The organism is Neglectibacter timonensis (genome assembly GCF_900048895.1).
Classification (GTDB): domain Bacteria; phylum Bacillota; class Clostridia; order Oscillospirales; family Acutalibacteraceae; genus Acutalibacter; species Acutalibacter timonensis.
On the sequence record NZ_LT160640.1, the window covers coordinates 418,168 to 445,104 of the forward strand.

28 protein-coding genes and 1 other annotated feature are annotated in these 26,937 nt (G+C 51.1%); of the genes, 22 read left to right on the forward strand and 6 right to left on the reverse strand.

The features are described 5' to 3' along the window. Window positions 1-8 precede the first annotated feature (8 nt). The 6 genes from BN3911_RS10850 to BN3911_RS10875 all read right to left on the reverse strand — a co-directional run bounded on the left by BN3911_RS10850 (window position 9) and on the right by BN3911_RS10875 (window position 4,936). Complete coding sequence (locus tag BN3911_RS10850) at window positions 9-329, reverse strand: V-type ATP synthase subunit F (RefSeq protein WP_066865386.1); 321 nt, start codon at window positions 327-329, stop codon at window positions 9-11. Further along, window positions 322-1,287 (reverse strand): V-type ATPase subunit, encoded by a 966-nt coding sequence (locus BN3911_RS10855; RefSeq protein ID WP_066865389.1) that lies wholly within the window; start codon window positions 1,285-1,287, stop codon window positions 322-324. The genes BN3911_RS10850 and BN3911_RS10855 overlap by 8 nt, the downstream gene beginning before the upstream one ends. A 152-nt stretch (window positions 1,288-1,439) precedes the next feature. Next, on the reverse strand, window positions 1,440-2,033 hold the full coding sequence (locus BN3911_RS10860) for a V-type ATP synthase subunit E (RefSeq protein ID WP_066865392.1): 594 nt from the start codon (window positions 2,031-2,033) through the stop codon (window positions 1,440-1,442). Between the two features lie 40 nt (window positions 2,034-2,073). Then, complete coding sequence (locus tag BN3911_RS10865; protein ID WP_066865395.1) at window positions 2,074-2,589, reverse strand: V-type ATP synthase subunit K; 516 nt, start codon at window positions 2,587-2,589, stop codon at window positions 2,074-2,076. Next, window positions 2,590-4,605: a V-type ATP synthase subunit I gene (locus tag BN3911_RS10870; RefSeq protein ID WP_066865399.1), complete on the reverse strand. Its 2,016-nt coding sequence runs from the start codon at window positions 4,603-4,605 to the stop codon at window positions 2,590-2,592. Between the two features lie 13 nt (window positions 4,606-4,618). Further along, window positions 4,619-4,936, reverse strand: coding sequence for an ATP synthase F0 subunit B (locus BN3911_RS10875; RefSeq protein ID WP_147578581.1), 318 nt, complete (start codon window positions 4,934-4,936; stop codon window positions 4,619-4,621). Between the two features lie 476 nt (window positions 4,937-5,412). Between BN3911_RS10875 and BN3911_RS10880 the strand changes: the two genes are divergently transcribed. From BN3911_RS10880 to BN3911_RS10985, 22 genes are all read left to right on the forward strand, one after another. Then, window positions 5,413-7,089 (forward strand): formate--tetrahydrofolate ligase, encoded by a 1,677-nt coding sequence (locus BN3911_RS10880; RefSeq protein ID WP_066865405.1) that lies wholly within the window; start codon window positions 5,413-5,415, stop codon window positions 7,087-7,089. Next, entirely contained in the window at window positions 7,089-7,526 is a 438-nt protein-coding gene (tsaE, locus tag BN3911_RS10885) for a tRNA (adenosine(37)-N6)-threonylcarbamoyltransferase complex ATPase subunit type 1 TsaE (protein WP_066865408.1), read from the forward strand. The genes BN3911_RS10880 and tsaE overlap by 1 nt, the downstream gene beginning before the upstream one ends. Window positions 7,527-7,530: 4 nt before the next feature. Next, entirely contained in the window at window positions 7,531-8,241 is a 711-nt protein-coding gene (tsaB, locus tag BN3911_RS10890; RefSeq protein WP_066865411.1) for a tRNA (adenosine(37)-N6)-threonylcarbamoyltransferase complex dimerization subunit type 1 TsaB, read from the forward strand. Further along, the gene (gene rpiB, locus BN3911_RS10895; RefSeq protein WP_066865414.1) at window positions 8,238-8,687 is read left to right on the forward strand and encodes a ribose 5-phosphate isomerase B; all 450 of its coding nucleotides are present in this window, start codon (window positions 8,238-8,240) and stop codon (window positions 8,685-8,687) included. The genes tsaB and rpiB overlap by 4 nt, the downstream gene beginning before the upstream one ends. Window positions 8,688-8,714: 27 nt before the next feature. Next, window positions 8,715-9,353, forward strand: coding sequence for a uracil phosphoribosyltransferase (gene upp, locus BN3911_RS10900; RefSeq protein WP_066865417.1), 639 nt, complete (start codon window positions 8,715-8,717; stop codon window positions 9,351-9,353). A gap of 185 nt (window positions 9,354-9,538) precedes the next feature. Beyond that, a complete protein-coding gene (gene yfmF, locus BN3911_RS10905) occupies window positions 9,539-10,801 on the forward strand; it encodes an EF-P 5-aminopentanol modification-associated protein YfmF (protein WP_066865420.1) in 1,263 nt (420 codons plus the stop codon). Next, window positions 10,801-12,078, forward strand: a complete 1,278-nt coding sequence (yfmH, locus tag BN3911_RS10910) for an EF-P 5-aminopentanol modification-associated protein YfmH (RefSeq protein ID WP_066865423.1) — start codon at window positions 10,801-10,803, stop codon at window positions 12,076-12,078. Before yfmF ends, yfmH begins: the two co-directional genes overlap by 1 nt. A 37-nt stretch (window positions 12,079-12,115) precedes the next feature. Further along, window positions 12,116-13,138, forward strand: coding sequence for a prolipoprotein diacylglyceryl transferase (gene lgt, locus BN3911_RS10915; protein ID WP_066865427.1), 1,023 nt, complete (start codon window positions 12,116-12,118; stop codon window positions 13,136-13,138). 15 nt (window positions 13,139-13,153) lie between these two features. After that, entirely contained in the window at window positions 13,154-14,008 is an 855-nt protein-coding gene (gene folD, locus BN3911_RS10920; protein ID WP_066865430.1) for a bifunctional methylenetetrahydrofolate dehydrogenase/methenyltetrahydrofolate cyclohydrolase FolD, read from the forward strand. Between the two features lie 16 nt (window positions 14,009-14,024). Further along, the gene (dxs, locus tag BN3911_RS10925; RefSeq protein WP_066865433.1) at window positions 14,025-15,914 is read left to right on the forward strand and encodes a 1-deoxy-D-xylulose-5-phosphate synthase; all 1,890 of its coding nucleotides are present in this window, start codon (window positions 14,025-14,027) and stop codon (window positions 15,912-15,914) included. Further along, a complete protein-coding gene (locus BN3911_RS10930; protein ID WP_242871159.1) occupies window positions 15,898-16,707 on the forward strand; it encodes a TlyA family RNA methyltransferase in 810 nt (269 codons plus the stop codon). The genes dxs and BN3911_RS10930 overlap by 17 nt, the downstream gene beginning before the upstream one ends. Window positions 16,708-16,732: 25 nt before the next feature. Then, window positions 16,733-17,572, forward strand: coding sequence for an NAD(+)/NADH kinase (locus tag BN3911_RS10935; protein ID WP_066865436.1), 840 nt, complete (start codon window positions 16,733-16,735; stop codon window positions 17,570-17,572). A gap of 111 nt (window positions 17,573-17,683) precedes the next feature. Further along, a complete protein-coding gene (locus tag BN3911_RS10940) occupies window positions 17,684-18,136 on the forward strand; it encodes an arginine repressor (RefSeq protein ID WP_066865439.1) in 453 nt (150 codons plus the stop codon). 6 nt (window positions 18,137-18,142) lie between these two features. After that, entirely contained in the window at window positions 18,143-19,801 is a 1,659-nt protein-coding gene (gene recN, locus BN3911_RS10945; protein WP_066867802.1) for a DNA repair protein RecN, read from the forward strand. Window positions 19,802-19,831: 30 nt separating this feature from the next. Further along, window positions 19,832-20,079 (forward strand) — a binding site (T-box leader). Window positions 20,080-20,141: 62 nt separating this feature from the next. Then, entirely contained in the window at window positions 20,142-20,561 is a 420-nt protein-coding gene (locus tag BN3911_RS10950) for a GNAT family N-acetyltransferase (protein ID WP_242871119.1), read from the forward strand. 60 nt (window positions 20,562-20,621) lie between these two features. Further along, a complete protein-coding gene (gene tyrS, locus BN3911_RS10955) occupies window positions 20,622-21,845 on the forward strand; it encodes a tyrosine--tRNA ligase (protein ID WP_066865442.1) in 1,224 nt (407 codons plus the stop codon). 227 nt (window positions 21,846-22,072) lie between these two features. After that, window positions 22,073-22,399, forward strand: a complete 327-nt coding sequence (locus tag BN3911_RS10960; RefSeq protein ID WP_066865444.1) for a tautomerase family protein — start codon at window positions 22,073-22,075, stop codon at window positions 22,397-22,399. 184 nt (window positions 22,400-22,583) lie between these two features. Continuing rightward, window positions 22,584-23,084 carry a 5-(carboxyamino)imidazole ribonucleotide mutase gene (purE, locus tag BN3911_RS10965; protein ID WP_066865447.1) on the forward strand — a complete coding sequence of 167 codons (501 nt, stop codon included), beginning with the start codon at window positions 22,584-22,586 and terminating at the stop codon, window positions 23,082-23,084. 49 nt (window positions 23,085-23,133) lie between these two features. Further along, window positions 23,134-24,363 carry an aminopeptidase gene (locus BN3911_RS10970; RefSeq protein ID WP_066867805.1) on the forward strand — a complete coding sequence of 410 codons (1,230 nt, stop codon included), beginning with the start codon at window positions 23,134-23,136 and terminating at the stop codon, window positions 24,361-24,363. 182 nt (window positions 24,364-24,545) lie between these two features. After that, window positions 24,546-25,580: a phosphoribosylformylglycinamidine cyclo-ligase gene (gene purM / locus BN3911_RS10975; protein WP_066865449.1), complete on the forward strand. Its 1,035-nt coding sequence runs from the start codon at window positions 24,546-24,548 to the stop codon at window positions 25,578-25,580. Continuing rightward, window positions 25,574-26,212 carry a phosphoribosylglycinamide formyltransferase gene (gene purN, locus BN3911_RS10980; protein WP_066865452.1) on the forward strand — a complete coding sequence of 213 codons (639 nt, stop codon included), beginning with the start codon at window positions 25,574-25,576 and terminating at the stop codon, window positions 26,210-26,212. Before purM ends, purN begins: the two co-directional genes overlap by 7 nt. 13 nt (window positions 26,213-26,225) lie before the next feature. Further along, the gene (locus tag BN3911_RS10985) at window positions 26,226-26,936 is read left to right on the forward strand and encodes an IMP cyclohydrolase (RefSeq protein ID WP_066865455.1); all 711 of its coding nucleotides are present in this window, start codon (window positions 26,226-26,228) and stop codon (window positions 26,934-26,936) included. Window position 26,937 lies beyond the last annotated feature (1 nt).

A 26,937-nucleotide genomic window follows, 5' to 3' on the forward strand; every position in this document is an offset into this window, starting at 1 on the left:
ACGCTGCCCTATTTTTCATTAAAGATGATATCGGAACCTACTGCCTGTTCTACGGATTTTTTAACCATCTGAATCCCCATGCCCGTGTTTCCGCGTACTCCCGGAATCAAAATGACGGCGGGCAAAAGGGTTTCCCGGTATCGCTCCAGTTCCTCTTCCAGCTCTGAAGCCAGGGTTTCAGTCAGGTAAATGACGGCATAATCCTGGTCTGCCAGCAGACGAAGCCGCTTTGCGGCCTCCTCACTGCTTTCTGCGGGAAAGGTTTCCAAACCCAGGGCGGCAAAGCCGTAGATACTGTCCCGGTCGCCCACAACAGCTATTCTATACATACAATTCCCTCAGTCTTTCCCGAACCACGCTGTCCGGCAGTTCATTGAGCTTTCCGGAGAGGATGATACGTACCATGTTGATTTCGTTCTGCCGGGCGATGATGTAGGCAAGGAGAGGACCGATTGTAAAGGGATTGGACTTTTGTTCTTTGATCAGGCCCATTACCCTGTCATCGCACCATTTTTCGAAGGCAGAGTTGGATTCCTTCAATCTGTTTGCAGCCTCCGCATATTCTGTGGCGGACAAATAGACAAATACCTCTTCTAGTTCCCTGCAGGCCGCGGCAGCCAGAGAATCCACGTCAAGAGTGCTGCAGGGAGCCAGGGCAGCGTCGAGAAAAGCCCTGCTCTTTTTGGTTTTGCAGGCCCGTACCGCAATTTTGATATCTGTAGTGGCGGTTATCAGCTCAGCATACCCGGCCAGAAGCTCACTCCCGCTCTCCCGTCCGCAGCGCAGAATACCCAGCAGGCAAGCCTTATCCAGGATGACGTCGCAGAGCTGCCCATCCCCCGTCTGGAGCAGAGTGTGGTAAGCGCTTTCCGCCGCCTGCGCCATGTCTTCCGGAAGAACGGAGAAATCATTTTCTCTCACCGCTTTTTGCAGAAGATCCGGATCCACAGTGCCGCCCTTCAGAAATACCTGGTGGGGGGCGGCTCCCGTTACCACAGTTTTGACTGCCGCCTTTATATTATTGTAATCGATGGGGTAGAGGAGCACATCAAAGGGAGTCAGATCATCCGTCAGCTCACGAATGAAAGCCCAGGTCTTTTCCTCTTCTTCGGCCAGCAGCTGCTCCGCTGAAACTGAGACGCCATGCCCCCAGCCCTTATCCTGAAGTACCCTCAGGCACTCTTCAAAGCTTTTACAGGCCATGAGCTGATCGAGGTCCGGCCGGCTCAGGAGTGTAAGCTCTCTGGAACGAACGCGGGCCACCGCATAGATATAATCTTCACTCATGTATAGGACCAACTTCCTTTCTCCGGGACACGATTTTTTCCTTTTGTAATGCACAGCTCCGGCAGCAATTTGCCGCCGGAAAACCAGCACGCTGCTAGAAAGTTATAGCCATTTTATGGATGGGGGAGAGCCGCAGGTTTACACTGCCGGTCTCAGGCATTCTGAAACAGAATGGTTCCCACCGCATCCCGCAGCTCATCGGCGGCATCCTCAAATATAGCTTGGAAAGTACAGTTAATATCAATTCCGCCGTATACCAGAAGACAGCCGCTTTCAATACTGCTGGGCTCCCCGGAAAGAGTGAGTTTGGATTCCGGCGCCGCCTGACTGAGCTGGGCGGTAAAGTCAGCAGGAAGACGGGCAAGATCTCGTCCATTCAAACGAAGTTCTCCCTCTCCCGGAAGGGCAAATTTTGAAATCAGCTTTAATAGAATCTGAAAATATTCCAGCTCCGGCGCATTTTCCAGTTTACTGCGGGTTTCATCAATCGCTTCCTGAATCAGCTGCTGTTTAAAGTTGAGCATCCGGTTGCGCCGGTCCAGCTGTGCAGCGGATTTTGCGCGTTCCCGGATTTCCTGAGCTTCCGATTCGCCTTCCTGGAGGATGATCTGAGCTTTTTTCGCACCTTCAGCCTTGGCCTCTGTCAGAATTGTGTCGGCCTTTTGGCGGGCCTGCTCCAGTTCCTCGGCGGCTGCGGTTTCAGCATCGCTGGTAATTGCATGGAGTATGGTTTCTAAACCGGTCATCAGCGCTCCTCCTTACCTGTGGTTACTTGTGCGGCGATCATCATACGCTCAGGCCGCCGATGCTGAAGATGGAAAGGATGGAGATGAGCAGTGCCAACACTGCGTAGGTTTCCACCATGGCAGGGAAGATCATTGCCTTGCCGAATTGATCGGGCTTTTTCGCAACCAGGGAAATGCTGGAAACAGAAGCACGAGCCTGCCATTTTGCAGAAACCAAGCCTACAATGGCCATGGGGAGACATGCGGCCAGGTACAGCAGGCCTTTTGCCAGGCTGATATCAGAATTGCCGCCGAGAATACCGATCTGGGTCAGGGTGATAAAGCCGATAAGCAGGCCGTAGATGCCCTGGGTACCGGGAAGAAGCTGAAGCACAAGCACCTTGCCGAACTTTCCGGGGTCCTCCGTGACGACGCCGGCAGCTGCCTGTCCGGTCATGCCAACACCGATGGCGGAACCAATTCCGCCGAGCAGAGCGGCCAGGACTGCGCCCAGCAGAGCGAATACGATTCCCAAGGTGTCCCAATCAAAAATGAGGTCCAAAGCACTGATGTTCATTTATTTTTCCTCCGTAACTTTAAAATATTTTGTTTTCGCAGCAAAAGGCTCAAACTTGCGTCCTCCGCCCTCGTAAAACTTGCCGAAGAATTCCACATACTGCAGGCGGTTGGTATGCACGTAAGCGCCCAACAGGTTGATGGCCAGATTCATGGCGTGACCGATGATAAATACCAGGGTGAAGAAAACGGCGCCTACAACTCCTCCGCCCAACATACTGCCCATTTGGTTGAAGACGGTAGCGATTACGCCTGTGGCCAGCCCCAGAGCCAACAATCGGGAATAGGAGAGGATATCGCTGAGATATCCTGAAACATTGTAGAGCCCATAAAGGCCTTTCAGCAGCCGCTTGACCGGACTTCTGGATTCTCTTCCCGAGGTGGCGATGATGCCGACAGCCCCGACCCCCGCAAACACCGCGGCAATGGTGCCCACAATGGAGGGGAATTGGAAGGATAGGCTCATCATGTTATGGAACATGTCTGTGGAGAGCAGGAAGATGATCAGCCCGCCCACCAGAAAATACCAGAAGACTACGTCATAGAGGGCGTCGGCAAATTTTCTTCTTTTGACGAGCTGGTAGAACTGTACGCCCAAACCGGTAAACAGATGGACAATTCCCAGCAGGAAGGAGAAGAGAAGCAGCTTCATAGGATTGTCCAAAGGCGTGAACCAAAGGGCGGGAATAGTGATTTCTGTGTTGAAGAAGGTTCGGGCGATCACCGGTATGGCATCGCCGAAATAGCTTCCAAACATCACACCCCAAAACATAGTGGAAATACCGCAGTACATGAACATGGTGAGGGATTTTCGCAGGCTCTCCTCAATATTCCGGAATTTGAGCAGAACCACGCCGCAGATTAGGAAGATTAGGAAACCGTAAGCCGCGTCGGAAAGCATCATGCCGAAAAGCACATAGTAGAAAATTGCCATTACAGAGGAAGGATCCACCTCATGCTTCGCCGGCAGGCTGTATCCCTCTACCACAGGTTCAACCGGAGCGGAAAACCTGTTGTTTTTTAGTTTGACTGGCACATCCTCGTCGGTCTCAGGGGTTTCCAGCTCCACAAAAGCCTGATAACGTTCTTCTAACTCCCGCTGAAGCGCCAGGCTGTCGGGTTCCGGCACATAACCTGTTACAACGAAGGTATGGGGACTTTGCCATAATTCGCCCAGTACCCTGTACTTATCTGCCCGCATAGCGTAGTAATCCGCCGTGTAAAGCAGAGCTTCCCGACTGTCCTTTAATTCAGCGATCTCTGCTTCTGCCCTTGCGCTGTTTTCTTTCGCTTTGGCAATTCTCTGCCTGAGTTCCTCTGCGCGCTCTGCGGGAGGACGTTTGGAGGGTGCTGCCGGATAGGTAAAGCCCATGGAGCGCAGAAGACTTTCTACCTGCATGCCGAATTTAGAATGACATACAAGGAAGACGCAGGTCTGCTGGGACTGGCTGCTGATGATCTCCAATTCGATTCCGTCCGCTTCAGGCAGAGAAGAGGCGAGCTTGTTCTTGAGATCAGCCTCCGTCAATTCCTCCGGAAAAGAACCGATGAAAACATTGGTACTGCCGGTCCCGAGAGTCCGCATGGAGATATCCAGCGAAAGCCAGGGGGTCAGTGCGTCCAGTTGGCTTTCCAACCGTAGAATTTCGGCGGTTTCGTCGGAAATCCTTTTGTCCAAGGCCAAAATCCGTGAGGCGGTTTTGGCGTGAACCGGCGCTGCCTCTGCAGTCTTTTCATATTGCTCCAATGTGACTGGAGTGCGGCCAAGCAGCATTTTCGGAAGCCCCTTCTCAGGAGGAGAGACCCCGTCTAGAATGGAGACCGCGTTTACTGCCTGCTGCGCATTCTTTTCAAATGTGAGCCTTGCAGAGGCGGTATCTGTTTTGGAAAACACGTCGTCCGCCTCTTTCGGAGAATCGATTTCCACGGCGCCCCTTCGCTGCAAGAGCTCGAGAATTTTTTTGCGGTTGCTTTTGAGCGCATAGATACTGATGCGCTTCATGGCAAGTACCGCCATGGTATGACCTCCTTCAGGGTTGCCCCAGCACAATTTTCAAGATCGCCTGCGATGCTTCCAAGCGGCGGCTGTCAGCCCGCTCCCGGAGTGCGGCGGTCTCTTTTTCCGTATCTGCAACAGCTGCGGCGCGCAGTTTTTCCGCGTCAGCCCGTGCCACGCCCCGAAGAACATCCGCACGTTTTCGCGCTTCTTTTACCGCGTCTGCAATAAGCCGGCTGCTTTGTGAGGCAGCCTCTGAAATAATCTGCTCGCCGTTTTCCTTTGCAGTCCTCACAAGCTGCTGCGCCTGCTTTTCAGTTTCGCTGACAGCCTGCATGGTCTCTTTTGCCAAAATACTTTCACCTCCAGATCTTTCCCTGCTATTTTGCCCCAAAAAAGCAATGGCAAGAAAAAATCGCATGGTATGGAAAAACAAAGCGGGAAACACAATTTTTTCCAAGCCTGCAATATTTTTTATTATAATCGCAGGAGCAGCAAATGTCAAAACCAAAACGTGTGTTTTGATGGTTTTTGTTTAAATTTCACGAGATTTTAATATAAGAGATAGTGAAAGAGCATGGGCCTCCTTCAAAGCCGTGTATAAAAAGTTAAGAAGACCCTTTTATTTTATTTTATTTTTTAAAAAACAAAGCAGTGTCCAGAAAAGTAAAAATTTCCTCTTGAAGGAAGATGGTGTTTTAGGATCGGCTCATCTGAATTTTGCAGATTTCTCGCTTTACTATTCCGACAAGATATAATATAATTCATGAGGAAAGAAAACTTTTATTTGGCCGTGCCCCAGCATGGCCGGAAAGGCGTGAAAATCCTATGCTGACTGATATTGAGATTGCCCAGAGCACTAAACTCAGGCCAATTGCCGATGTTGCAGGGGACTTGGGTATTCAGGAAGACGAATTGGAATTTTACGGGAAATATAAGGCCAAACTGAATGAATCCGTCTTTGCCCGTTTGAAAGAGAGGCCGGACGGAAAGCTGATACTTGTGACAGCGATCAACCCTACACCTGCAGGAGAAGGGAAGACAACCACGACGGCAGGTTTGGGACAGGCTATGGCCAAAATAGGAAAAAATGCCATTATAGCCCTGCGTGAGCCCTCCTTGGGTCCGGTATTTGGGATCAAGGGCGGCGCTGCGGGCGGCGGTTATGCACAGGTTCTGCCGATGGAAGATATCAATTTGCATTTCACCGGCGATATGCATGCCATCACTTCGGCTAACAATCTCTGCTGCGCTATGCTGGATAACCATATGCAGCAGGGAAATGCTCTGGGAATTGACCAGCGTAGGATTCTCATCAAACGCTGCCTGGATATGAACGACAGGGCCCTGCGCAACATTTTGGTGGGGCTGGGAGGCAAGGTAAACGGCGTGCCCAGAGAGGACGGCTTCATCATCACGGTGGCTTCCGAAGTGATGGCTATCCTTTGCCTGGCTGCCGACATGCAGGATTTGAAAGCCAGACTGGGGAATATCCTGATTGCCTATACCTATGACGGCAGGCCGGTCTACGCCAGGGATATCAAGGCGGAAGGAGCTATGGCCGCTCTGCTGAAGGATGCCATCAATCCCAATCTGGTACAGACTGTGGAGGGAACGCCCGCTGTCATGCACGGCGGACCGTTTGCGAACATTGCTCATGGCTGCAATTCGGTTCGCGCAACGCGTTTGGCGCTGAAGCTGGCAGATTACTGCATTACGGAGGCGGGCTTCGGTTCAGATCTGGGCGCAGAAAAATTCTTGGACATCAAGTGCCGTATGGCGGGCCTCGCCCCATCCTGCGTAGCGGTGGTGGCGACGGTGCGCGCCTTAAAATATAACGGGGGCGTTCCTAAGGCGGAGCTGGCGGAGGAAAATGTAGAGGCGCTGAAAAAGGGAATTGTGAATTTAGAGGCCCATGTGGAAAATATGCGTAAGTATGGCGTGCCTGTTGTGGTGGCCATCAACCGGTTTCATACCGACACCGCGGCTGAGCTGCAGGTAATAGATGACTGCTGCCGGAAGCTTGGGGTAGACTACGCTCTGTCCGAGGTATTCGCAAAAGGCGGCGAAGGCGGGATGGAACTGGCCAAAACGATTTGCAGTGTCATTGACCGGGAAAAAGAAAATACCCATTTTGCGCCGATCTATCCGATCGATGCAGCGATCGAAGATAAGCTGAAGGCGATTGCAGGGGATATCTATGGTGCGGACGGCGTTGTGTTCACAAACCAGGCGTTGAAGTCCTTGAAGGAAATCAAGGCGCTGGGCGGCGATTCCCTGCCGGTCTGCATTGCGAAAACCCAGTATTCCCTTTCTGACGATCCCAAGCTTCTGGGCAGGCCCGCCGGATTCCGGATCACCATACGTGATCTCAAGCTTTCCAGCGGGGCTGGTTTTGTAGTGGCCTATGCAGGTGACATTATGACGATGCCGGGCCTGCCTAAAGTGCCTTCGGCAGAGAAGATTGATGTGGATGAGAACAACGTCATCCACGGGTTGTTCTGATGGAACCTCAGGTATATTTTTCCCATTCGGCGGAAGAGACGGCCAGGCTTGCGGCCCGGCTGGCGGAAACCCTGCGCGGGGGTGAAGTGATCGCCTTTTTTGGAGGTATGGGTATGGGAAAGACCACCTTTACCCGAGGGCTTGTCAAAGCCCTGGGCGCAGGCGATGTGGTTTCCAGCCCGACCTTTGCTCTGGTTAACGAGTATGTGGGGCGTCTGACCGTCGAACATTTTGATATGTACCGCGTCGGCAGTTGGGATGATCTCTATTCTACCGGTTTTTTTGATTATCTGGATACAGACAGTGTTCTTGTCATCGAATGGAGCGAAAATATAGAAAATGCCCTGCCTGAAAATGTGATCCGTGTGGAATTCCAGAACGGTGGGCAGGATTGTGAACGAAAGATAGTGATTTCAGGATGGAAAGGGCGGCTTTGAGCAGATGCTGATATTGGCGCTGGAATCTTCGGCGGTTGCCGCTTCGGCGGCGGTTATGGAGGACGGAAGGCTTTTGGGAGAGTCGTATGTCAACACCAGGCTTACGCATAGTAGAACCTTGATGCCCATGGTGAAAAATCTGCTTCTCTCTTTGGAAAAGACTGTAGAGGATTTCGGGCTGATGGCGATTTCTGCAGGACCCGGCTCTTTTACCGGAGTACGCATCGGCGTTTCCTGTGTAAAAGGTCTGGCGTTTCCCAATAATACGCCCTGCTGCGGCGTTTCCACTTTGGAAGCAATTGCCTGGGGGGCGGCTGCCTTGGAGGGCGCTAAGGTTTGCGCGGTGATGGATGCACGGTGCGGACAGGTCTATCAGGCGATGTTTTCTATAGAAGACGGCAGGCCGCGCCGGCTGTATGAGGACAGGGCGCTCTCCATAGAGGAATTGGCCACGGAATGTGAGCCTATTGGCCCCTCTTTGGTCCTGATGGGGGATGGAGCGCAGCTTTGCCAGGAGACTTTTCGGCGGTTTGGCGCCCGTCTGGCTCCGGAAGCTTTGCGATTCCAGCGTGCTTCTTCCGTTGCTCTTGCGGCTTTTGAGTTGGAGAAGCAGGGAAAGACCTGTACGCCTGACGCATTGTTGCCCAGTTATTTGCGGCTGCCGCAGGCGGAACGGGAATTGAAGAAAAAAGAAGAAAGGAAGAGGGAGCCTTGAAAATAGCGTTGGGCTGTGACCATGGTGGGTTTGAACTGAAGGAGGCTGTTCGGAAATACCTGGAAGACAGAGAAATTTCTTACGAGGATTTCGGCGCTTACAGCACCGATTCGGTAGATTATGCGCCCATTGCGGCAAAGGCTGCAGGCTGCGTGGCAAAAGGGGAAGCTGACTTTGGGATTTTGATTTGCTCCACTGGGATCGGTATTTCCATTGCGGCGAACAAAGTGAAGGGAATCAGAGCGGCGTTGTGTACCAATGAATTCTGTGCGGAAATGACCCGTCGGCACAACAATGCCAATGTGCTGTGTATGGGCGGAAAAGTAGTAGACCGGGAGACTGGCTTGAAGCTGGTGAAAATTTTCCTGGAAACCGAATTTGAAGGCGGACGCCATCAGCGCCGGATCGATCAGATTGCTCAGATTGAAAATGAAACGCTGCAGTGAGTAAAACAAATTGGGAGGAATGGACAAATGCAGAGTTATAAGAACGTCTTCGTGATGGATCATCCGCTGATTCAGCATAAGCTGACATTTCTGCGGGATGCGTCTACGGGAACCAAGAATTTCAGGGAGCTTGTTAGCGAGATAGCCACCTTGATGTGCTATGAGGCCACTAGGGACCTCCCATTAATGGACGTGGAGACAGTCACTCCGATGCAGAAGACAACAACGAAGGTGATTGCTGGAAGAAAGTTGGCATTTGTACCGATTCTTCGGGCTGGCCTCGGGATGGTGGATGGTATGCTCAATTTGGTCCCTTCCGCCAAGGTGGGGCACATCGGACTATATCGCGACCATGAAACTCTGAAGCCGGTGGAATACTACAATAAGCTGCCCCAGGATATTGAGGAGCGGGATGTGATTGTGCTGGATCCCATGCTGGCGACCGGCGGTTCCGCCATCGATGCCATTACCATTGTGAAGCGCAGCCATCCGAAGAGCATCAAATTCCTTTGCGTCATTGCCGCGCCGGAGGGGCTGGAGGCACTGACTGCAGTACATCCGGACGTGCAGGTTTACTGTGCCGCTGTGGATGAAAAGCTCAATGAGAACGGCTACATCCTGCCCGGCCTCGGAGATGCCGGGGATCGCATTTTCGGTACGATTTGAGAATCCGACCAGTGAGAAGAACCGCGTATTGCCGTCTGCAGTGCGCGGTTTTCTTCTGAAATGTGAACGTATTTTAAAAAACAGACGATTTTCTTTCAAAACAGTTCCAAATGTGGTATACTAGTTATTCATAAGAATATTTATTCATTTTGCTGTATATCACATCGAAGAAGGTAGTATATTTTATGAGCCAAATTAAAACTGTATCCATCACGGATGCTGTCAGATTAAGATGTTTTACGGATCCTCATTTTAAGACCATGAAAATCTCTGTGGATATGCTTATTCCCATGTCGGCGCTGAAAGCGGCCCAATATGGTATTTTGCCTTCCTTGGTGAGCCGTGCTACCAGGGAATATCCCGACTATGCTTCGCTGAGCGGAAGGCTCTCGGAGCTTTACGGCGCCTCTCTTGATTCCAGCGTCAGAAAGTTGGGCGAATATCAGGTGTTGACTCTTTCTGCAGCCGGAATTTCCAGCCGGTATGCCCTGGAGGGGGAGGATATGTTCCAGGAGCTCTGCGGATTGCTGTTCAGCGTTTTGTTTGATCCTCTGCGGGATAAGGACGGTCTTTTTCCCCAGGAGGGCTTTGAACAGGAGAAGAGGCAGCTTCTGGAGTTGAAGGACGCAGAGTTCAATGATAAGATTGTCTATGCTCATCAGCGCTGCGAAGAAATCCTTTTTGAGGGGCAGCCGGCGGGGGTGAATCGTCACGGCTCCCGAGAGGAGATTGCGTCCCTGAACCGCGAGGAACTTTCCGGCGCTTGGCAGGAACTGCTTCAAAATTCCAGATTTGAGGTGTTCGTTTTGGGCGACTGCGAACCGAACCCGGAATTATTCCGGGAACATTTTTCGTCACTGGGGAAACCATTCCAGATTGACTATCTGCCATTTGAGGCGCCTTCTGCCGTCAAGAGGGCGGCTGAAGAGATGCCGTTGGCACAATCCAAGCTGTCTATGGCATTCCGTGCGGATTTCCGGCCAGAGGAACGGCTTCTGTTTCAGCTGATGAGCGCTGTGTTTGGCGGTACGCCCAGTTCCAAGCTGTTCCAGAATGTCAGGGAAAAACAGAGCTTGTGTTATTACTGTTCTGCTTCGTTGGATTCCGGCAGCCGCACGCTCTATGTGGAGAGCGGCGTGGAGACGGAGAATCTCAGAAGAACTGAGGAGGAAATCATGCGTCAGTGGGAGCTCCTCTGCTCCGGAGAGCTGACGGAGGACGAGCTGGAAGCTGCAAAGCTTGCACTGTGCAATTCCATGCGTTCCGTGGGAGATTCCCTGCAGGCAGTGGAAAACTGGTGTGTTTCCAGAGTCTTTGAGGAATCCTTGGAGACGCCGGAAGAGGCGGCTGAGCGCCTGATGCAGTATAGCAGGGAAGAGGTCGTGGCTGCTGCGAAACGGCTGGTACCCGCGGCAGTATTCTCTCTTGTAGGAAAGGGGCAACAGTGATGCAGATAGAAAAAGTTACTGGAGAACGCGCCAGAGACAGTTATTATAAGATTCAGCATCCCTCCGGGCTGTCAATCTATCTGTATCCGAAGGAAAGCTGCAGCACCGCCTATGCTGTATTTGGCGCTAAATACGGCTCTATCGATACTTGCTTCCAGCGAAGCGACGAAACAAAACCGGAGACCGTGCCGGAGGGGATCGCCCATTATTTGGAGCATAAACTCTTTGAAAGCGAGGATGGGGACGCATTCGAGCGGTTTGCAAAAACGGGAGCAAGCGCCAATGCCTTTACGTCCTTTGAGTCAACCTGCTATCTTTTTTCCTGTACCGACCAGCTTTATGAATCGCTGGAAATTCTTTTGGATTTTGTACAGTCTCCACATTTTACCGAAGAGAGTGTGGCCAAGGAACAGGGGATTATCGGGCAGGAGATTAAAATGTATGACGACGACCCGCAGTGGAGGGTGATGTTCAACTATCTGCGGGCCATGTACCATACGCATCCGATCCGGCAGGATATTGCCGGAACCGTAGAGAGCATCGCTGAAATCACGCCGGAATATCTCTATCGCTGCTATCGCACCTTTTATAATCTTGGCAATATGGCCCTTTGTATAGCGGGGCGTCTGGATGTGGAAAGAGTGTTGGAGGTGTGTGCCCGTAATCTGAAGACTTCAAAACCGGTCCAGGTGAAGCGGGTATTCGCACCGGAGCCGGAGACCGTTGTGACCGCAAAGGTGGAGCAGAGGCTGTCGGTATCTCTTCCGCTGTTTCAATTTGGCTTTAAGGAAGCTGTATCCGGAGAATGCCGTACGGAACGTGAAATTGCGGCTATGGAGATCCTTTTGGAAACTATGGCCTCTGACTCCTCTCCTCTTTTTCAGGATCTGCTGAACCGAGGCCTGATCAATGAGACGTCCTTCAGTTATGAATATTTTGAGGGATCCGGCTACGCCACGGTGATGTTTGGCGGCGAATCCAGAGATCCCCAAGCTGTAGCGGAGGCTATTGTTGCAGAAACGGAACGCCTGAAGAGAACCGGAATTGATCCAGCGGCTTTTACCCGGGCTAAAAAAGCTATTTATGGAGAGAATATTGCGGCTTTGAACAGCACTTCCAATATAGCCAATGCACTTGCAAGCTTCACCTTCAAAGGCAGGGAACTTTTTGCCTATTTGGATGCGTTGGCGGAGCTGCAGCTATCTGATATCCAGCAGATACTGGAGCGGGTTTTCGATGAAAGCAAGACGGTGCTGTCTGTAATTCTGCCTCTTTGACAGCGCTGATTTTATAGAGAGAAGGAAGGACTGTGCAATGACACACCAAGTGGAATTTCCAAAGTTGGGGCTTTCGTTTACCGTCAATGAGACGGCGTTTTCTATCGGCAGTTTTGAAGTGAAGTGGTACGGCATCATTATTGCCGTGGGTTTTTTGCTGGCGCTGATCTATGCGGCGCGCAGCTCTAAAAAGATGAATATCGACTTCGATAAGCTTTTCGACGCCGTCATTGTGGGGCTGATTGGCAGTGTTATCTGTGCGCGCCTGTTTTATGTGGTTTTCTATCCGGGGGACAAATACTGGAAGAATCCCCTGGAAATCCTTAATATTCATTCCGGCGGGCTGGCTATCTACGGCGGCATTATAGGCGCGTTGGTTTTCGGGGGCATCGTGGCGAAGATCAGAAAGCTGAATGTTCCAGCTGTGCTGGATCTGGCCTCCCTGGGATTTCTCATTGGCCAGGGAATCGGCAGATGGGGGAATTTTGTCAACCAGGAGGCCTTTGGCACTGCTACGGATCTTCCCTGGGGCATGTACAGCGATAACACCGCCTTGGAGGTGGTGGGAAATGTGCACCCCTGCTTCCTTTATGAATCTATTTTATGTCTGTTGGGTTTTGTTTTGCTGCATTTCTTTACCAGAAAATACCGCCGCTATGATGGGCAGACCTTCCTGCTCTACATAGTGTGGTATGGTGTCTGCCGGTATTTCATCGAAGGTCTGCGTACAGACAGTCTTTTGATGCACTCAGCGGATTTCCGCATCTCTCAGGTTCTCGCTGCGCTCAGTGCGGCTGTTGCAGTGATTTTGCTGATTGTTTTCCGCCGGAGGACAAGTCTCAGCGGCTGTGGGAGCAGGAAGGTTATGGAAGCAGTGGGGCTTGTTCAGCCGGAACCTGCGGAGGAAGACGACGGCGTCAGTACCATCTTTGGAGATCTGCCGCCGGAAGAGGAGCAGGCAGAGCAGGAGCAAGAAGAGGAAGAATCAGCCGGAAAACGGGAAGAAAATCCCGGCAGTGATAACGGCGGCGTTGAAAAAGAGAAGGAAGAAACCGAATAAGAGGGGGCGTTTTGCATGGCTAAACTGATCGATGGAAAAGCGGTGTCAGCCAAGGTAAAAGCGGAGGCTGCTGAAGAAGTGAAAGTGCTCAAAGCGGGAGGGATCACGCCGGGTCTCGCCGTAATCATTGTTGGCGACGACCCCGCTTCCCATATTTACGTGAACAACAAGAAGAAGGCGTGTGCAGCTACTGGGATTCATTCCGAGGAGTATGCCCTGCCTGCGGATACCACGCAGGAAGAACTTCTCGCGCTGGTAAAGGAATTGAATGAAAAGGAAGATATCCATGGGATCCTGGTGCAGTCTCCATTGCCCGATGGACTGGATGAGTCTGCCGTTGTGGAAGCAATTGACCCCTTAAAGGATGTGGATGCTTTTCATGCCTATAATGTAGGACGCATTATGATCGGGAATTATCGGTTTCTGCCCTGCACGCCTGCAGGGGTGATAGAGCTGATCCGTTCTACCGGTGTGGAGATTGCAGGGAAGAATTGTGTGGTGATCGGCCGGAGCAATATCGTGGGAAAACCCATGGCGATGCTTCTGCTTCACAACAATGGCACTGTGACTATTTGCCACAGCAGGACTAAAAATTTGAAGGAAATCTGCCGCAGTGCCGATATCCTGGTTTCTGCCGTAGGAAAGGCCCATTTTGTTACCGCTGATATGGTCAAGGAAGGCGCTGTTGTCATAGACGTAGGGATGAACCGGGACGAAAACGGAAAATTGTGCGGCGATGTGGATTTTGACGCCGTAGAATCACTAGCTTCCCACATCACGCCTGTTCCTGGCGGAGTGGGGCCGATGACTATTGCCATGTTGATGAAAAATACAGTGACTGCCGCGAAGCTTCAAAACGGGATCGCTTGAGTAAACAGAGGTCTTTATGGGAAATTTATTGGGGCAAATTCACACTCCCCAGGATGTCAGAAAACTAAACGATGCGGAGCTTAACGCTCTCTGCGAAGAGATTCGAAAAGCCGTAATCGAAACTGTTTCCGGCAATGGAGGTCATTTGGCATCCAACTTGGGCGTGGTGGAATTAACGGTGGCGCTGATGCTGGCCTTTGATCCGCCCAAGGACAGTATTGTCTGGGACGTCGGCCATCAGAGCTATCCCTATAAGCTTTTGACCGGAAGGTTCAACCGGTTTTCTACGATGCGGCAGGTGGGAGGGCTGGCAGGGTTTCCCTGCCGTGAGGAAAGCCCTTACGATGTGTTTACCAGCGGTCACAGCAGCACTTCTATTTCAGCTGCCCTGGGGCTTTCTGAGGCGAACAATCTTCAGGGAAAAGAAGGGTATGTCATCGCTGTGATCGGCGACGGCGCATTGTCCGGCGGACTTGCGTATGAAGGCCTCAACAATGCCGGTCGGCTGCATCGGAATTTAATTGTCATTCTGAATGATAACAATATGTCGATCTCACGAAACGTGGGTTCCATGGCGAGGTACCTTACCTATATCAGAACAAAGCCTGGCTATCTGAAAATCAAGAACAATCTGGAAAGCTCCTTACAGAAACTGCCTGTGGTGGGTAAGGGAATTTCTTCTGCGCTGCGCAGGATGAAGCGGGCGGTCAAAAAGGTCTTTTATAATTCTACGATCTTTGAAGATTTTGGTTTCGCTTATTACGGACCCTTTGACGGTCATGACATCAGAGAGCTCAAAGAGACCTTTGAAAGTGCGAAACTGATCAACAAGCCGGTGTTGCTGCATGTGCGCACCAACAAGGGAAAGGGCTACCAGTATGCGGAACAGGACCCCAGCATCTATCATGGCCTTTCCGGTTTTGATGTGACTACCGGGGACACGGGAGAAAGATCTCAGAGTTTTTCTGACGTGTTTGGCAAGGAAATCTGTGACCTGGCTGAAGAGAACGGGAACATATGTGCCATTACGGCTGCCATGCAGGGCGGGACGGGCCTGACGGCTTTTCGGGAAAAGTATCGGAACCGTTTTTTTGACGTGGGAATTTCAGAGGAGCATGCCGTAACCTTTGCCGGCGGCCTGGCTGTCGGCGGGATGCTTCCCGTATTTGCCGTGTATTCCACTTTTTTGCAGCGCTCTTATGACGAACTGATTCATGACGTCTCCCTTCAGAACGTCAAGGTGATTCTCGCTGTCGACCGTGCCGGTGTGGTGGGAGAGGACGGCAAAACCCATCAGGGTGTATTTGACGCTGCTTACCTGCAGACGATACCCAATACTACGGTGTATTCTCCCGCTTATTTTCAAGAGCTGCGGGAACAGCTGGCTTTTTTGGTCAGAGAGGGAAAAGGCCTCTGCGCAATTCGGTATCCGCGGGGGAAGGAACTGTATAAGCCGTCTTATTTTGAGAGCAGTCTGCTTCCCTTCACGGTCTATGGGCCGCAAACCGGCGAAATTGCTGTGGTGACTTACGGCAGGATATTTTCCTTTGCCGCGGAGACTGCGGAACTGCTGGGAAATCTGGGTTATCCGGTCAAGCTGGTTAAGCTCAACCGCATCATCCCGATGGATCAGGGAGCAGTACAGGCGGTGCTCGGTTGTAAATGGGTTTTCTTTTTTGAAGAAGGAGTGGAGCAAGGGGGGATAGGTGAGCACTATGCCAGCCTGCTTCAGAATAGCGGATTCTCCGGAAGGTTTTTTCTTCGGGGAATCAGGGATCCCTTTATCAAGCATGCTCCTATGTATCATTCTCTGGAGGAGCTCGGCCTCAATGCAGACGGAATGAAGGATTGTATTTTGCAGTCGGTCTGTGAGAAAGGATTTGATTACTCTGAAAAAACGGATTGATATCTTGGTCTGTGAAAAGGGCTTGGCTGAGAGCCGTGAAAAAGCAAAAGCGCTGATTATGGCAGGGCTCGTCTATGTGAACAATCAAAAATTTGATAAGCCGGGCGATACGGTCAATGAAGAGTCGGAAATTGAGGTTCGGGGCAAAGGCCTGCGTTACGTGAGCAGGGGTGGGCTGAAGCTGGAAAAGGCTGTGGAAAGCTTTCATCTTGTATTGCAGGATTTAATCTGTATGGATGTGGGCGCTTCCACCGGCGGTTTTACCGATTGCATGCTACAGAACGGGGCGGCTAAGGTCTATTCGGTGGATGTGGGGTATGGACAGTTGGCCTGGAACCTCAGAACGGACGAACGCGTGATAAATCTGGAACGGACGAATGCCAGATATCTCACACAGGACCAGGTGCCGGACTCCATCGGTTTTTGTTCTGTGGATGTCTCTTTTATCTCTCTTTCTCTGATCTTGCCTAGTATCCGCCCTTTGATGGGAGAAAATGGATGTGCTGTTTGTCTGATCAAACCTCAATTTGAAGCAGGCCGGGAAAAAGTTGGAAAAAAAGGTGTGGTGCGGGATCATAAGGTGCATGAAGAGGTGATCGAAAAAATACAGGATTTTGCTTTGAACAATGGCTTTTCCGTGCTCGGACTCACCTTTTCTCCGGTGAAGGGCCCGGAAGGAAATATAGAATACCTAATCTATCTGCAGAAATCCGACATGCCGGAACGTGTCGAAACGGTGCCGGCTGCCGCCGCTATTGTGGAAGAGTCCCACCTGCAGCTGGATAAAAGCTGAATCCAGAGAAAGGCACAAGGATACCATGAAAATTGCAGTAGTGCCAAATCTGAAAAAAGAGAAGGCTAAGGCTTGTACGGACGAGGTGCTGTCTATTTTGGCAAGCTGCGGCTGTGAGTTCTTTTTGAAGACTGACCTTTTTAATGAAGATGGCGTATACACGGAAGCAGTAGAGCCTGAACTCTGTGACTGCGATATGTTTATTGCAGTGGGGGGAGACGGCACCATCATTCATGCGGCCAAAACCGCCGCTCGCTGTGGGAAGCCTATCTTGGGGGTAAACGCCGGAAAGCTGGGATTTACAGCGGGTGTGGAGAGAAACGATCTGTTCTTGCTTTCCAATCTGCCGAATGGCCGGTATACCACGGAAAGCCGTGCGATGCTGTCAGTGGAAATCTATTCCGGAAAGCAGAGAAAAATATGTCTGGCGCTGAATGACGCAGTGGTCTCCGGCGAGCTTTCCAAAATACTCGATTACAGGATGGCTCTGGGTGAACAACGCTGGTACCGCTATCGGGCGGATGGCTTTATTGTGGCTACGCCTACGGGGTCAACCGCCTATTCTCTGTCAGCAGGCGGGCCTGTGATTGAACCCGCAATGAATTGTATCGTCTATACGCCGATCTGCCCTCATTCTCTGTTTGACCGAAGCATCATTTTTTCCGAGAGGACAAAGCTCCAGGTAGAGCTGCCGGAGAATCCCGGAAGGCTGCTCCTTACAGTGGACGGGGAGGAACCGGTTTCTCTGAGACCGGGTGACCGGCTGGTGTTTTCTCTGGCAGAGCGGACGGCACAATTTATCAAGCTGGGCCAAACCAGCTTCTATGATATTCTGAACCAGAAGATGGTAGAAAACGGTCAATAAGAGTAAGCTGCTGGCGGGAAAATTTCCGGCAGACAGCGGATATCTGCTAGGCGCAATGTTTGTCTGCACCGCTGCGTTTCATAACTGAAAGAAAGGAAGGTGGTCGTAAGCATGAAAACACGACGTCATGCGAAAATTCTGGAGCTTATTAAAGAGTTTGATATCGATACGCAGGATGAGCTTCTCCGTTATCTTCGGGAAAACGGCTTTGATGTGACACAGGCGACAGTATCCAGGGATATTAAAGAATTGCGGCTTGTCAAAACGCTTTCCCGAACCGGAAAATATAAATATTCCACCGGGACGGACAATGCCAACGACATGTCCTCAAAATTCTATTCTCTGTTTTCAGACTCCGTACTTTCTGTAGAGGCTGCTCAAAATTTGATTGTCGTCAAGTGTATGACAGGGATGGCGCAGGCGGTATGCGCTTCTATGGATGCAATGTACTGGCAGGGATTTGTGGGTACCCTGGCGGGAGAGGATACTATTTTTATCGTTTGCCGCAATGATGCTGCGGCGCTGGAGACACAGGAAGAATTCAGAAAACTGATCAGCAGGTGATTGGATTTGTTGGCTCAATTGTTTATCAATAATATTGCGGTCATAGAACGGGCTTCCATCGACCTTGAAAAGGGCTTCACTGTGCTGACAGGAGAGACTGGCGCGGGCAAGTCGATTATTATTGACGCCATCCATGCTGTTTTGGGGGAACGGACCTCGAAAGAGTTGGTGCGTACCGGAGCAAAAAACGCTTCTGTTTCTGCACTTTTTACCTCGGTCAGCGAGGAGGTCATGGCTGATTTGGATGAGCTTTCTATTCCAAGAGAGGAAGACGGTTCGCTTTTGGTTCAGCGTCAGATCCGAAGCGAAGGAAAGTCGGTCTGCAAGCTTAATGGGCTGCCGGCAACGGTATCCATGCTCAAAAAGCTGGGCCCAAAGCTGGTAAGTATCCATGGGCAGCACGAAAGCTATGAGCTTCTTTCTCCGGAAGTGCATATGACTTATCTGGACAGCTTCGGAGAATTGGAACAGCTGTTGAGAGAATACCAGGAAGCCTACCGGAGTCTGCGAAAAATCCAGACGAAACTGGACACGTTCCGTACAGACGAAGGGGAAAAGGCGAGGAAAATCGATCTGCTGCGCTACCAGATCGATGAAATAGAAGCTGCCGGCGTGCAGCCCGGCGAACAGGAAATGCTCACACGGGAGCGGGACGCCATACGGAACAGTGAAAAGATATCGGCTTCGATAGAAATGGTAAAAGGACTGCTTTCCGGCGACGAAAACAGCCAGGGACTGCTGCCGGAGCTGATGCAGGCTTCGGCTGAGCTCGAAAAGCATGCCCCTTATCTTCCGGAACTGGGGGATGCGGCGCAGAAGCTGCAGGAGGCCGGTTATATGCTGGAGGATGCCGATGGAATCCTTAGGGATATCTCGGTGGATTTTGATCCGGAGCGGTTGGAGAAGATGGAAGAGCGGCTGGATTTGCTCTATAAGCTTACTCTTAAATACGGAGACACAGAGGAGAAGATCCTGGAGTTTTTGGAAGACTGCAGAGAGCAGCTGCATGCCATTGAGTTTTCCGATGAAGAGCGGGAGGCGCTGGAGGCTGCATTTGAACAGGAAAAAAAGCGTGCGATTTCTTTGGCAAAGGAACTTTCCAGCAAGCGCAAAAATTGTTCTGAAGAATTTTGCAGGCGGGTGAAGCAGGAACTTGCTTTTTTAAATATGCCTGGAATTGAATTTGTTGTGGAATTGGAGCGGGTGCCTCTCTATTCCATGGGCTGTGACCGCATGCAGTTTTTGGTCTCTGCAAACAGGGGGGAACCGGCGAAGCCTATGTCTAAGATTGCGTCCGGCGGCGAGCTTTCCCGCATTATGCTGGCTATCAAAACCGTGCTTTCAGGGAAGGACGGAGTGGAAACTCTGATTTTTGACGAGGTGGATACGGGAATCAGCGGTGAAGCGGCCAATAAGGTGGGAATGAAACTAAAGCAAGTTGCCGGAAACCGTCAGGTGCTCTGTATCACTCATTTGGCGCAGATTGCCGCCTTGGCGGATCACCATCTGCACATCAGCAAACACGTTGAGCAGGACCGTACTTTTACCCAGGTAGAGCCGCTTGGTTTTGAAGGGAGAAAGCAAGAGCTTGCCCGGATTATCGGGGGAGAGGCCGTGACACAGCTGCAGCTGGAAATGGCAGAAGAAATGCTCAAGAAAGCTTGACTTTTGAAAACGACGGCTTTATAATAGCACTCAACAGCTATGACGGAACGAAGTAAGCGCTGCCTGATATGGCACAGAGAGCCTGCGGTTGGTGGAAGCAGGAGCATGACAGCGGCTGAACATACTTTCCCGAGCTGCCGCTTTGAAAGTTTTTACAGCAAGTAGAGGCGGCCGTATGGCAGGCGTTATTCTGCAAGGGCATGAAAGTGCCTGGTAAGGCCGCAGACTGTAAGGCTGTGGTAAATTGAGGTGGTACCGCGGTTTTAATCGCCCTCTGGAAACGCATCCGTGCGTGTACAGGGGGCGTTTTGTTTGTCTTATAAAAAGGAAGATTGTAGAAATGATTCTAAAGAAGGCAAGTCTGGAAGACGCAGAGCAGCTGCATGAAATGCAGCGCCGTTCTTTTTCTCAGCTGCTGCAAAAATATCAGGACTACGAAACGAATCCTGCGGCGGAGAGCTTGGAAAAAACAATAGAACGCCTTCAAAGGGCGGGCTCCGACTATTATTACATTATGGTAAACGGTGAAAAGGCCGGAGCGATCCGAGTCCAGCGCCAAGAGGCAGAATGCTACCGCATAGGCCTTTATGTTTTGCCGGAATATCAGGGGAATAGGTATGCGCAGCAGGCTCTATCGGCGATAGAAGAGCTGTATCCTTTTGCAAAAAGCTGGAATCTCGATACGATCAAACAGGAGCCGAAGCTCTGTCATCTTTATGAGAAATGGGATATCGCAGGACCGGAAAAGAAAACACGATAAAAGAGGGTATGACCCTTGTCTTTTATGAAAAATTAAAGAAACACGGAAAGGATGGAAAAAATGGGAGTTTATGAGGAATTACAGGCCAGAGGTCTGATCGCCCAGGTCACCAACGAAGAAGAGATCAAGAGTATGGTCAATGCGGGGAAAGCAGTGTTCTATATCGGCTTTGACTGCACCGCAGACAGTTTGACAGCGGGACATTTTATGGCGCTGACGCTGATGAAGCGCCTGCAGATGGCAGGGAACAAACCGATTGCCCTCATCGGCGGGGGTACTACTATGATCGGAGATCCTTCCGGCCGTACAGATATGCGGAAGATGCTGACCAAGGAAGATATCGACTACAATGCCGCCTGTTTCAAGCGGCAAATGGAAAACTTCATTGAGTTCGGTGAGGACAAAGCAATGATGGTGAACAATGCCGATTGGCTTTTGAGCCTCAACTATGTGGAGCTGCTCCGCGAAGTGGGAGCCTGCTTCTCCGTGAACAATATGCTGCGGGCCGACTGCTATAAGCAGCGCATGGAAAAAGGTCTGTCCTTCCTGGAATTTAACTATATGATCATGCAGAGCTACGATTTTTATATGCTGTTCCAGAAATATGGATGTAATATGCAGTTCGGCGGAGATGATCAATGGAGCAACATGCTGGGCGGTACGGAACTGATCCGCCGCAAACTTGGTGAAGACGCCCATGCCATGACCATCACCCTGCTCACGGATTCCCAGGGAAATAAGATGGGAAAAACCGCAGGCAACGCTGTCTGGCTGGATCCCAATAAGACGTCTCCTTTTGATTTCTATCAGTATTGGAGGAATGTGGATGACGCTGATGTGCTCAAGTGTCTGCGGATGCTCACTTTCCTGCCTTTGGAACAGATTGAGGAAATGGCGCATTGGGAGGGCAGCCAGCTGAACCGGGCCAAGGAAATTTTGGCCTTTGAACTGACGAAGCTGGTCCATGGCGAAGAGGAGGCTGCGAAAGCGCAGGAAGGCGCCAAAGCGCTTTTCGGCGCCAGGGGCAATACTACAAATATGCCTACTACCGCGCTTTCTGCGGAGGATTTTGCGGACGGGAAAATTTCCATTCTCGATCTTTTGGTAAAAACGGGACTTGCCGCTTCCAAGGGGGAGGCCCGCAGGCTGGTACAGCAGGGCGGCGTGTCAGCTGTGGAGGAAAAGGTGACAGACATTGGAAAAACGTTCTCGGAAACTGATTTTTCTGAGGGACAGCTGATCCTCAAAAAAGGGAAGAAAGTTTTTCACAAAGTTACCTTGTAAATCATTTACGTTCAGCACACAGTACAGATGAGGACCCGGAGCTCTGACAAGAGGCCGGGCCTCCTCATTTTCAGAGAAAAATCTGATTGGAAAGCTGTTTTGGAAAGTCATTGAAAAAAATCTTCGTGTTTTCTCGAATGGGGATTTAAAAAAACACCGGAACTTGATATTTTTGGGAATTCAGTGTATACTTCATCCTGTAGGAAAAGCACGAAGGGAGAGAAACTATGCCTTTTATTGATGTGAAATTGAGCTGCAGCCTTACCAAAGTGCAGGAGACTGCCCTGAAAGCAGAACTTGGTCGTGCAATTTCTTTGATACCCGGAAAATCGGAGTCGAGCCTGATGATTCAGTTTTCCGATTGCTGCAGGCTTTGGTTCGGCGGGGAGAATGAGGGGCCCTTTGCTTTTGTAAACGTTATGGTGTTGGGCTCTGCTGACAGAAAATTCTATTCTGATTTTACTGACCAGGTTATCGCCGTGTTTAAAAAAGAACTTCAGATCAAGCGAATCTATGTAAAATTTGAAGAGGTCCCAAATTGGTTTTGGGACTGATCGTCCGTGCGCGCATACTGCTGATGCAATGCGCGTTTTTCTTTGCCAGCCGGTAAAGACGTAAAAGAAAGTTGAAAAGAAACCTGAAATTCGGTCTTGTGTTCTTCACACCTTAAAACAATTCGAAAATTTGGCTGCGTCATAACCGCTTCAAAAGCGGCCCGGCGTGAGAAAGGGGATCAATATGAGTAAAAAAGTGGCAGTTATTATGGGTAGCGACAGTGATTTTCCAGTGCTGGTACCAGCCATCAAACGGCTGAAAGGGATGGGGATTGAAACAGAGGTCAGGGTGATGTCGGCGCACAGAACGCCTGCCGCCGCTGCTGCATTTTCGGAAAGCGCCAGAGAAAACGGCTTCGGCGTTATTATTGCAGCTGCAGGAAAAGCGGCACATTTGGCTGGAGTGCTGGCAGCACATACCACTCTGCCGGTGATCGGTATTCCGGTAAAATCCTCCACATTGGATGGTTTGGACGCCCTTCTCGCTACGGTGCAGATGCCTTCAGGCATCCCTGTGGCTACCGTGGCCATCGACGGAGCGGACAATGCGGCCATCCTGGCAGCTCAGATGCTTGCGCTCTCCGATGACTGCCTTGCCCAGAAATTGAACGGCATGAAGAGAGAGATGGAAGAGGGCGTCGCCAAAAAGAATGAAGCCCTTCAGGAGAAGGTAGCCCAGCTGTAAAGTGGGGAGAAGAAATTTTTGGAATGAAAGAAAGGAATATTTTACAACAATGAAAAAGACTATTTTGAAAAAATATGCTCAGCTGGCCGTAAAGTCGGGCGTCAATCTGAAGAAGGGCCAGGGCTGTGTGATTTTTTCCGAGGTGGAACAGCATGAATTTGCGGAGATGGTAGCGGAAGAGGCCTATCGTGCCGGCGCCAAATGGGTGAGTATGAATTGGCAGGATCAAGCGGTCAGTAAGCTTCAGTACCGCCATGAAACACTGACACAGCTTTCCCGTGTGGAGGAGTGGGAAAAGGCGCGTCAGCAGTATCTTGTGGATACGCTGCCGGCCCTCATCCATATCTCTTCAGCGGATCCCGACGGTCTCAAAGGCGTCAATGTGGATAAAATGCAGAAAGCCGGCGCTGTTCGCGGGAAGGTTCTGAAGGCATACAGGGAAGCAATGGACAACAAAAATCAGTGGACCATTATCGCGGTTCCCTCCAAGAAATGGGCGAAAAAGGTGTTTCCCAATGAGCGGACCAGCACAGCAGTGGAAAAGCTTTGGGAAGCCATCCTCATGACGGTGCGGGTTTCTGAAGACAACGACCCCAAGGAGGCATGGGATCGGCACAATGAGGAGCTTAAGGCGAAATGTGAAAAGCTCAACAGCTGCCAGCTTGAGTATCTCCATTATGAGAGCAGCAATGGCACAGATTTTAAATGCTGGCTGATTCCGGAAGCGGAGTGGCATGGGGGAGGAGATACCCTGCAGGACGGCACTTTCTACAATCCCAATATGCCGACGGAAGAGGTGTTCACTTCTCCTATGAAGGGAAAATGTGAGGGAACACTGGTTTCGACGATGCCGCTTTCTTATCAGGGCAATTTGATCGACAAGTTTTCCGTCACCTTTGAAAACGGTAAGGTGGTTTCCTGTCAGGCTGAGCAGGGACAGGAGCTGCTGGAAAAAATGATCGGTATGGACGAGGGGGCCTGTATGCTGGGTGAATTGGCTCTGGTGCCTGACGATTCCCCCATCTCCAATTCTGGAATCCTGTTTTACAATACCCTGTTTGATGAGAATGCAGCTTGTCACGTGGCGCTGGGCCGCGGCTTCAATGAGACGATCCGGGGCTACGAGAATATGAGCAATGAAGAAATCAAGGAGCTGGGTGTAAATGATTCCATTATCCATGTGGATTTCATGGTCGGCTCCAAGGAACTGAATGTGACCGGCTATACCAAGGACGGCCAAAAGGTAGAAATCTTCCGCAACGGCAACTGGGCGCTTTGATTAAACGGAACGCTTCTCTGATTTGACAGTGCTCCTGTGACAGGAGAGCGACAGACCGCCGCAGGTATTGTAGATAAATGCATGAACCGGCGGCGATAAAGCTCTTTACACGGATTGGCGAAATGCCGGGGCACTCATTTGGGACGTCTCCGCGTACAAAAAACTTGGGAGTGGAATAATAAATGAAAAGCTTTAGCGATAGCTATAAATCTGCCGGAGTGGATGTGACGGCGGGCTATGAGTCTGTGGAATTGATGAAAAACCATGTGAAACGTACGATGATTCCCGGCGTGGTCTCGGGGTTGGGCGGTTTTGGCGGATTATTCCAGCCGGATCTTTCCGGGATGGAAGAACCCATTCTTGTTTCGGGTACCGACGGCGTAGGCACAAAACTGAAAATTGCCATGCTGCTTCAGAAGCACGACACCATTGGCATTGACGCGGTGGCTATGTGCGTCAACGACGTGATATGCTGCGGCGCGAAACCCCTATTCTTCCTGGATTATATCGCCTGCGGACGGAACTTTCCAGAGAAAGTAGCCGCTATCGTGGCAGGCGTGGCGGAGGGTTGTGTGCAGGCCGGCTGTGCTTTGATTGGCGGAGAGACGGCTGAACATCCCGGCATGATGGAGGAGGAGGATTACGATTTGGCCGGCTTTACCGTGGGTGTGGTAGACCGGAAAAAAGTGATCGACGGTTCCAGGCTGCAGGCGGGTGATGTGCTGCTGGGCGTGCTATCCTCCGGCGTTCATTCCAACGGCTTCTCTCTGGTACGCAAGGTTTTCGGCGTCAATGAGGAGAATGTCAATCAATATTACAGCGAACTGGGCAGCACTCTGGGTGAAACCCTGTTGACGCCTACCCGCATCTATGTCAAGCCGGTTCTGGCTGCTGTGGAAGCTGCGGATGTCAAAGCGATTTCTCATATCACCGGCGGCGGATTTTACGAGAATATCCCCCGTATGATGAGGGAAGGGCTCACCGCCAGAGTGGAGAAGGCTTCTGTTCCGGTGCCTCCCATCTTTTCTCTTCTGCAGAAGACAGGAAATATTCCTGAGAGGGATATGTACAACACCTTTAATATGGGTGTGGGATTGTGCATGGCTGTTTCTCCGGAAACTGCGCAGAGCGCTCTTGACGCCCTAAACGCTGCAGGAGAAAAGGCAGTGGTCCTGGGCGAGGTTGTGGAAGGAAACGAGGGGGTTGTGCTGTGCTGAACATCGGTGTGCTGGTGTCCGGCGGCGGCACAAATCTGCAGAAACTCATTGACGCTCAGAATGCAGGAGAGATCAAAAACGGATGCCTTCGGGTTGTCATATCCAGCAGGGCGGATGCTTTTGCATTGGAACGGGCCCAAAAGGCCGGGATCGAGACGGTTGTCCTGTGCAGGAAGGATTTTCCTGATGTGGATGCTTACAGCCAGGCGCTTATTGACGCACTGCGTGAACGGAATGTGGAGCTGGTGGTGCTTGCGGGCTTTCTCACCATTACAGGAAATAATTTTGTGGAAGCGTTTCCAAACCGTATTCTCAATGTGCATCCGGCGCTCCTGCCTTCCTTTGGTGGAAAAGGATATTATGGGCTGCATGTGCATGAGGCTGTTTTGGCCCGGGGCGTTAAAGTGACGGGGGCGACGGTACACTTTGTCAACGAGGTGTGCGACGGAGGGCCTATCATCCTGCAGAAGGCTGTGGAAGTAAGGCAAGGGGATACGCCGGAGCTCCTCCAAAAGCGGGTGATGGAAGAAGCCGAGTGGAGTCTTCTTCCAAAGGCGGTATCTCTGTTCTGTGAAGGCCGTCTTTCCGTAAAGGACGGAATTGTAGAGTTGAAAGAAACTGAGGAAGATTGATGGGGGATTACTTATGAAACCAGTTGATATCAAACAGGAATTGAGTTCCAACACCTATCCGGGAAGAGGCATCATCATTGGGAAAAGCGAGGATCGCCGGCATGCCGTAATCGCCTATTTTATTATGGGGCGCAGTGTGAACAGCCGTAACCGCGTGTTTGAGACAGAAGGAGAAGGAATCCGTACCAAGGCGTTTGATCCGGCGAAGCTTGTGGACCCATCCTTGGTCATCTATTTCCCGGTGCGTGTCCATGAAGGGGATGTGATCGTCACCAACGGGGATCAGACAGATACGATTTATGAGTTTCTTTGTGACGGCGGCACCTTTGAAGAAGCCCTGCGCACCCGTACCTTTGAGCCGGACGGTCCAAATTTTACGCCCAGAATTTCGGGAATTGTCGGGCTGCGGGACAGAGGCTTCACCTACAAGCTTTCCATTTTGAAGAGCACGGACGGCGATCCCAGCGCGGTGCAGAGATTCTTTTACGAGTATGAGCCTGTGGACGGTTTAGGGCACTTTATCCATACCTACAAGTGTGATGGAGACCCCATCCCGTCCTATGAAGGGGATCCCACCCCTGTAAAGCTGGAGGGGACAATCGACGAGCTGACAGAGTCCCTATGGGGCAGTTTGAATGAAGAGAATAAGGTTTCCCTGTTCGTCAGGTATATTGATCTGGAAACCGGCGAAGCAGAAACGCGCATTGTGAACAAAAATAAATGAT

Bases quoted from the DNA above. Each gene is read 5' to 3' on its own strand.
- BN3911_RS10880 (WP_066865405.1), top strand. From the start codon at position 5,413: ATGCTGACTGATATTGAGATTGCCCAGAGCACTAAACTCAGGCCAATT.
- BN3911_RS10850 (WP_066865386.1), bottom strand. From the start codon at position 329: ATGTATAGAATAGCTGTTGTGGGCGACCGGGACAGTATCTACGGCTTT.
- yfmF (WP_066865420.1), top strand. From the start codon at position 9,539: ATGAGCCAAATTAAAACTGTATCCATCACGGATGCTGTCAGATTAAGA.
- tyrS (WP_066865442.1), top strand. From the start codon at position 20,622: ATGGGAGTTTATGAGGAATTACAGGCCAGAGGTCTGATCGCCCAGGTC.
- dxs (WP_066865433.1), top strand. From the start codon at position 14,025: ATGGGAAATTTATTGGGGCAAATTCACACTCCCCAGGATGTCAGAAAA.
- tsaB (WP_066865411.1), top strand. From the start codon at position 7,531: ATGCTGATATTGGCGCTGGAATCTTCGGCGGTTGCCGCTTCGGCGGCG.
- BN3911_RS10960 (WP_066865444.1), top strand. From the start codon at position 22,073: ATGCCTTTTATTGATGTGAAATTGAGCTGCAGCCTTACCAAAGTGCAG.
- BN3911_RS10940 (WP_066865439.1), top strand. From the start codon at position 17,684: ATGAAAACACGACGTCATGCGAAAATTCTGGAGCTTATTAAAGAGTTT.
- BN3911_RS10870 (WP_066865399.1), bottom strand. From the start codon at position 4,605: ATGGCGGTACTTGCCATGAAGCGCATCAGTATCTATGCGCTCAAAAGC.
- yfmH (WP_066865423.1), top strand. From the start codon at position 10,801: ATGCAGATAGAAAAAGTTACTGGAGAACGCGCCAGAGACAGTTATTAT.
- purE (WP_066865447.1), top strand. From the start codon at position 22,584: ATGAGTAAAAAAGTGGCAGTTATTATGGGTAGCGACAGTGATTTTCCA.
- BN3911_RS10970 (WP_066867805.1), top strand. From the start codon at position 23,134: ATGAAAAAGACTATTTTGAAAAAATATGCTCAGCTGGCCGTAAAGTCG.
- upp (WP_066865417.1), top strand. From the start codon at position 8,715: ATGCAGAGTTATAAGAACGTCTTCGTGATGGATCATCCGCTGATTCAG.
- BN3911_RS10935 (WP_066865436.1), top strand. From the start codon at position 16,733: ATGAAAATTGCAGTAGTGCCAAATCTGAAAAAAGAGAAGGCTAAGGCT.
- BN3911_RS10860 (WP_066865392.1), bottom strand. From the start codon at position 2,033: ATGACCGGTTTAGAAACCATACTCCATGCAATTACCAGCGATGCTGAA.
- folD (WP_066865430.1), top strand. From the start codon at position 13,154: ATGGCTAAACTGATCGATGGAAAAGCGGTGTCAGCCAAGGTAAAAGCG.
- BN3911_RS10855 (WP_066865389.1), bottom strand. From the start codon at position 1,287: ATGAGTGAAGATTATATCTATGCGGTGGCCCGCGTTCGTTCCAGAGAG.
- BN3911_RS10950 (WP_242871119.1), top strand. From the start codon at position 20,142: ATGATTCTAAAGAAGGCAAGTCTGGAAGACGCAGAGCAGCTGCATGAA.
- tsaE (WP_066865408.1), top strand. From the start codon at position 7,089: ATGGAACCTCAGGTATATTTTTCCCATTCGGCGGAAGAGACGGCCAGG.
- purM (WP_066865449.1), top strand. From the start codon at position 24,546: ATGAAAAGCTTTAGCGATAGCTATAAATCTGCCGGAGTGGATGTGACG.
- lgt (WP_066865427.1), top strand. From the start codon at position 12,116: ATGACACACCAAGTGGAATTTCCAAAGTTGGGGCTTTCGTTTACCGTC.
- BN3911_RS10985 (WP_066865455.1), top strand. From the start codon at position 26,226: ATGAAACCAGTTGATATCAAACAGGAATTGAGTTCCAACACCTATCCG.
- BN3911_RS10865 (WP_066865395.1), bottom strand. From the start codon at position 2,589: ATGAACATCAGTGCTTTGGACCTCATTTTTGATTGGGACACCTTGGGA.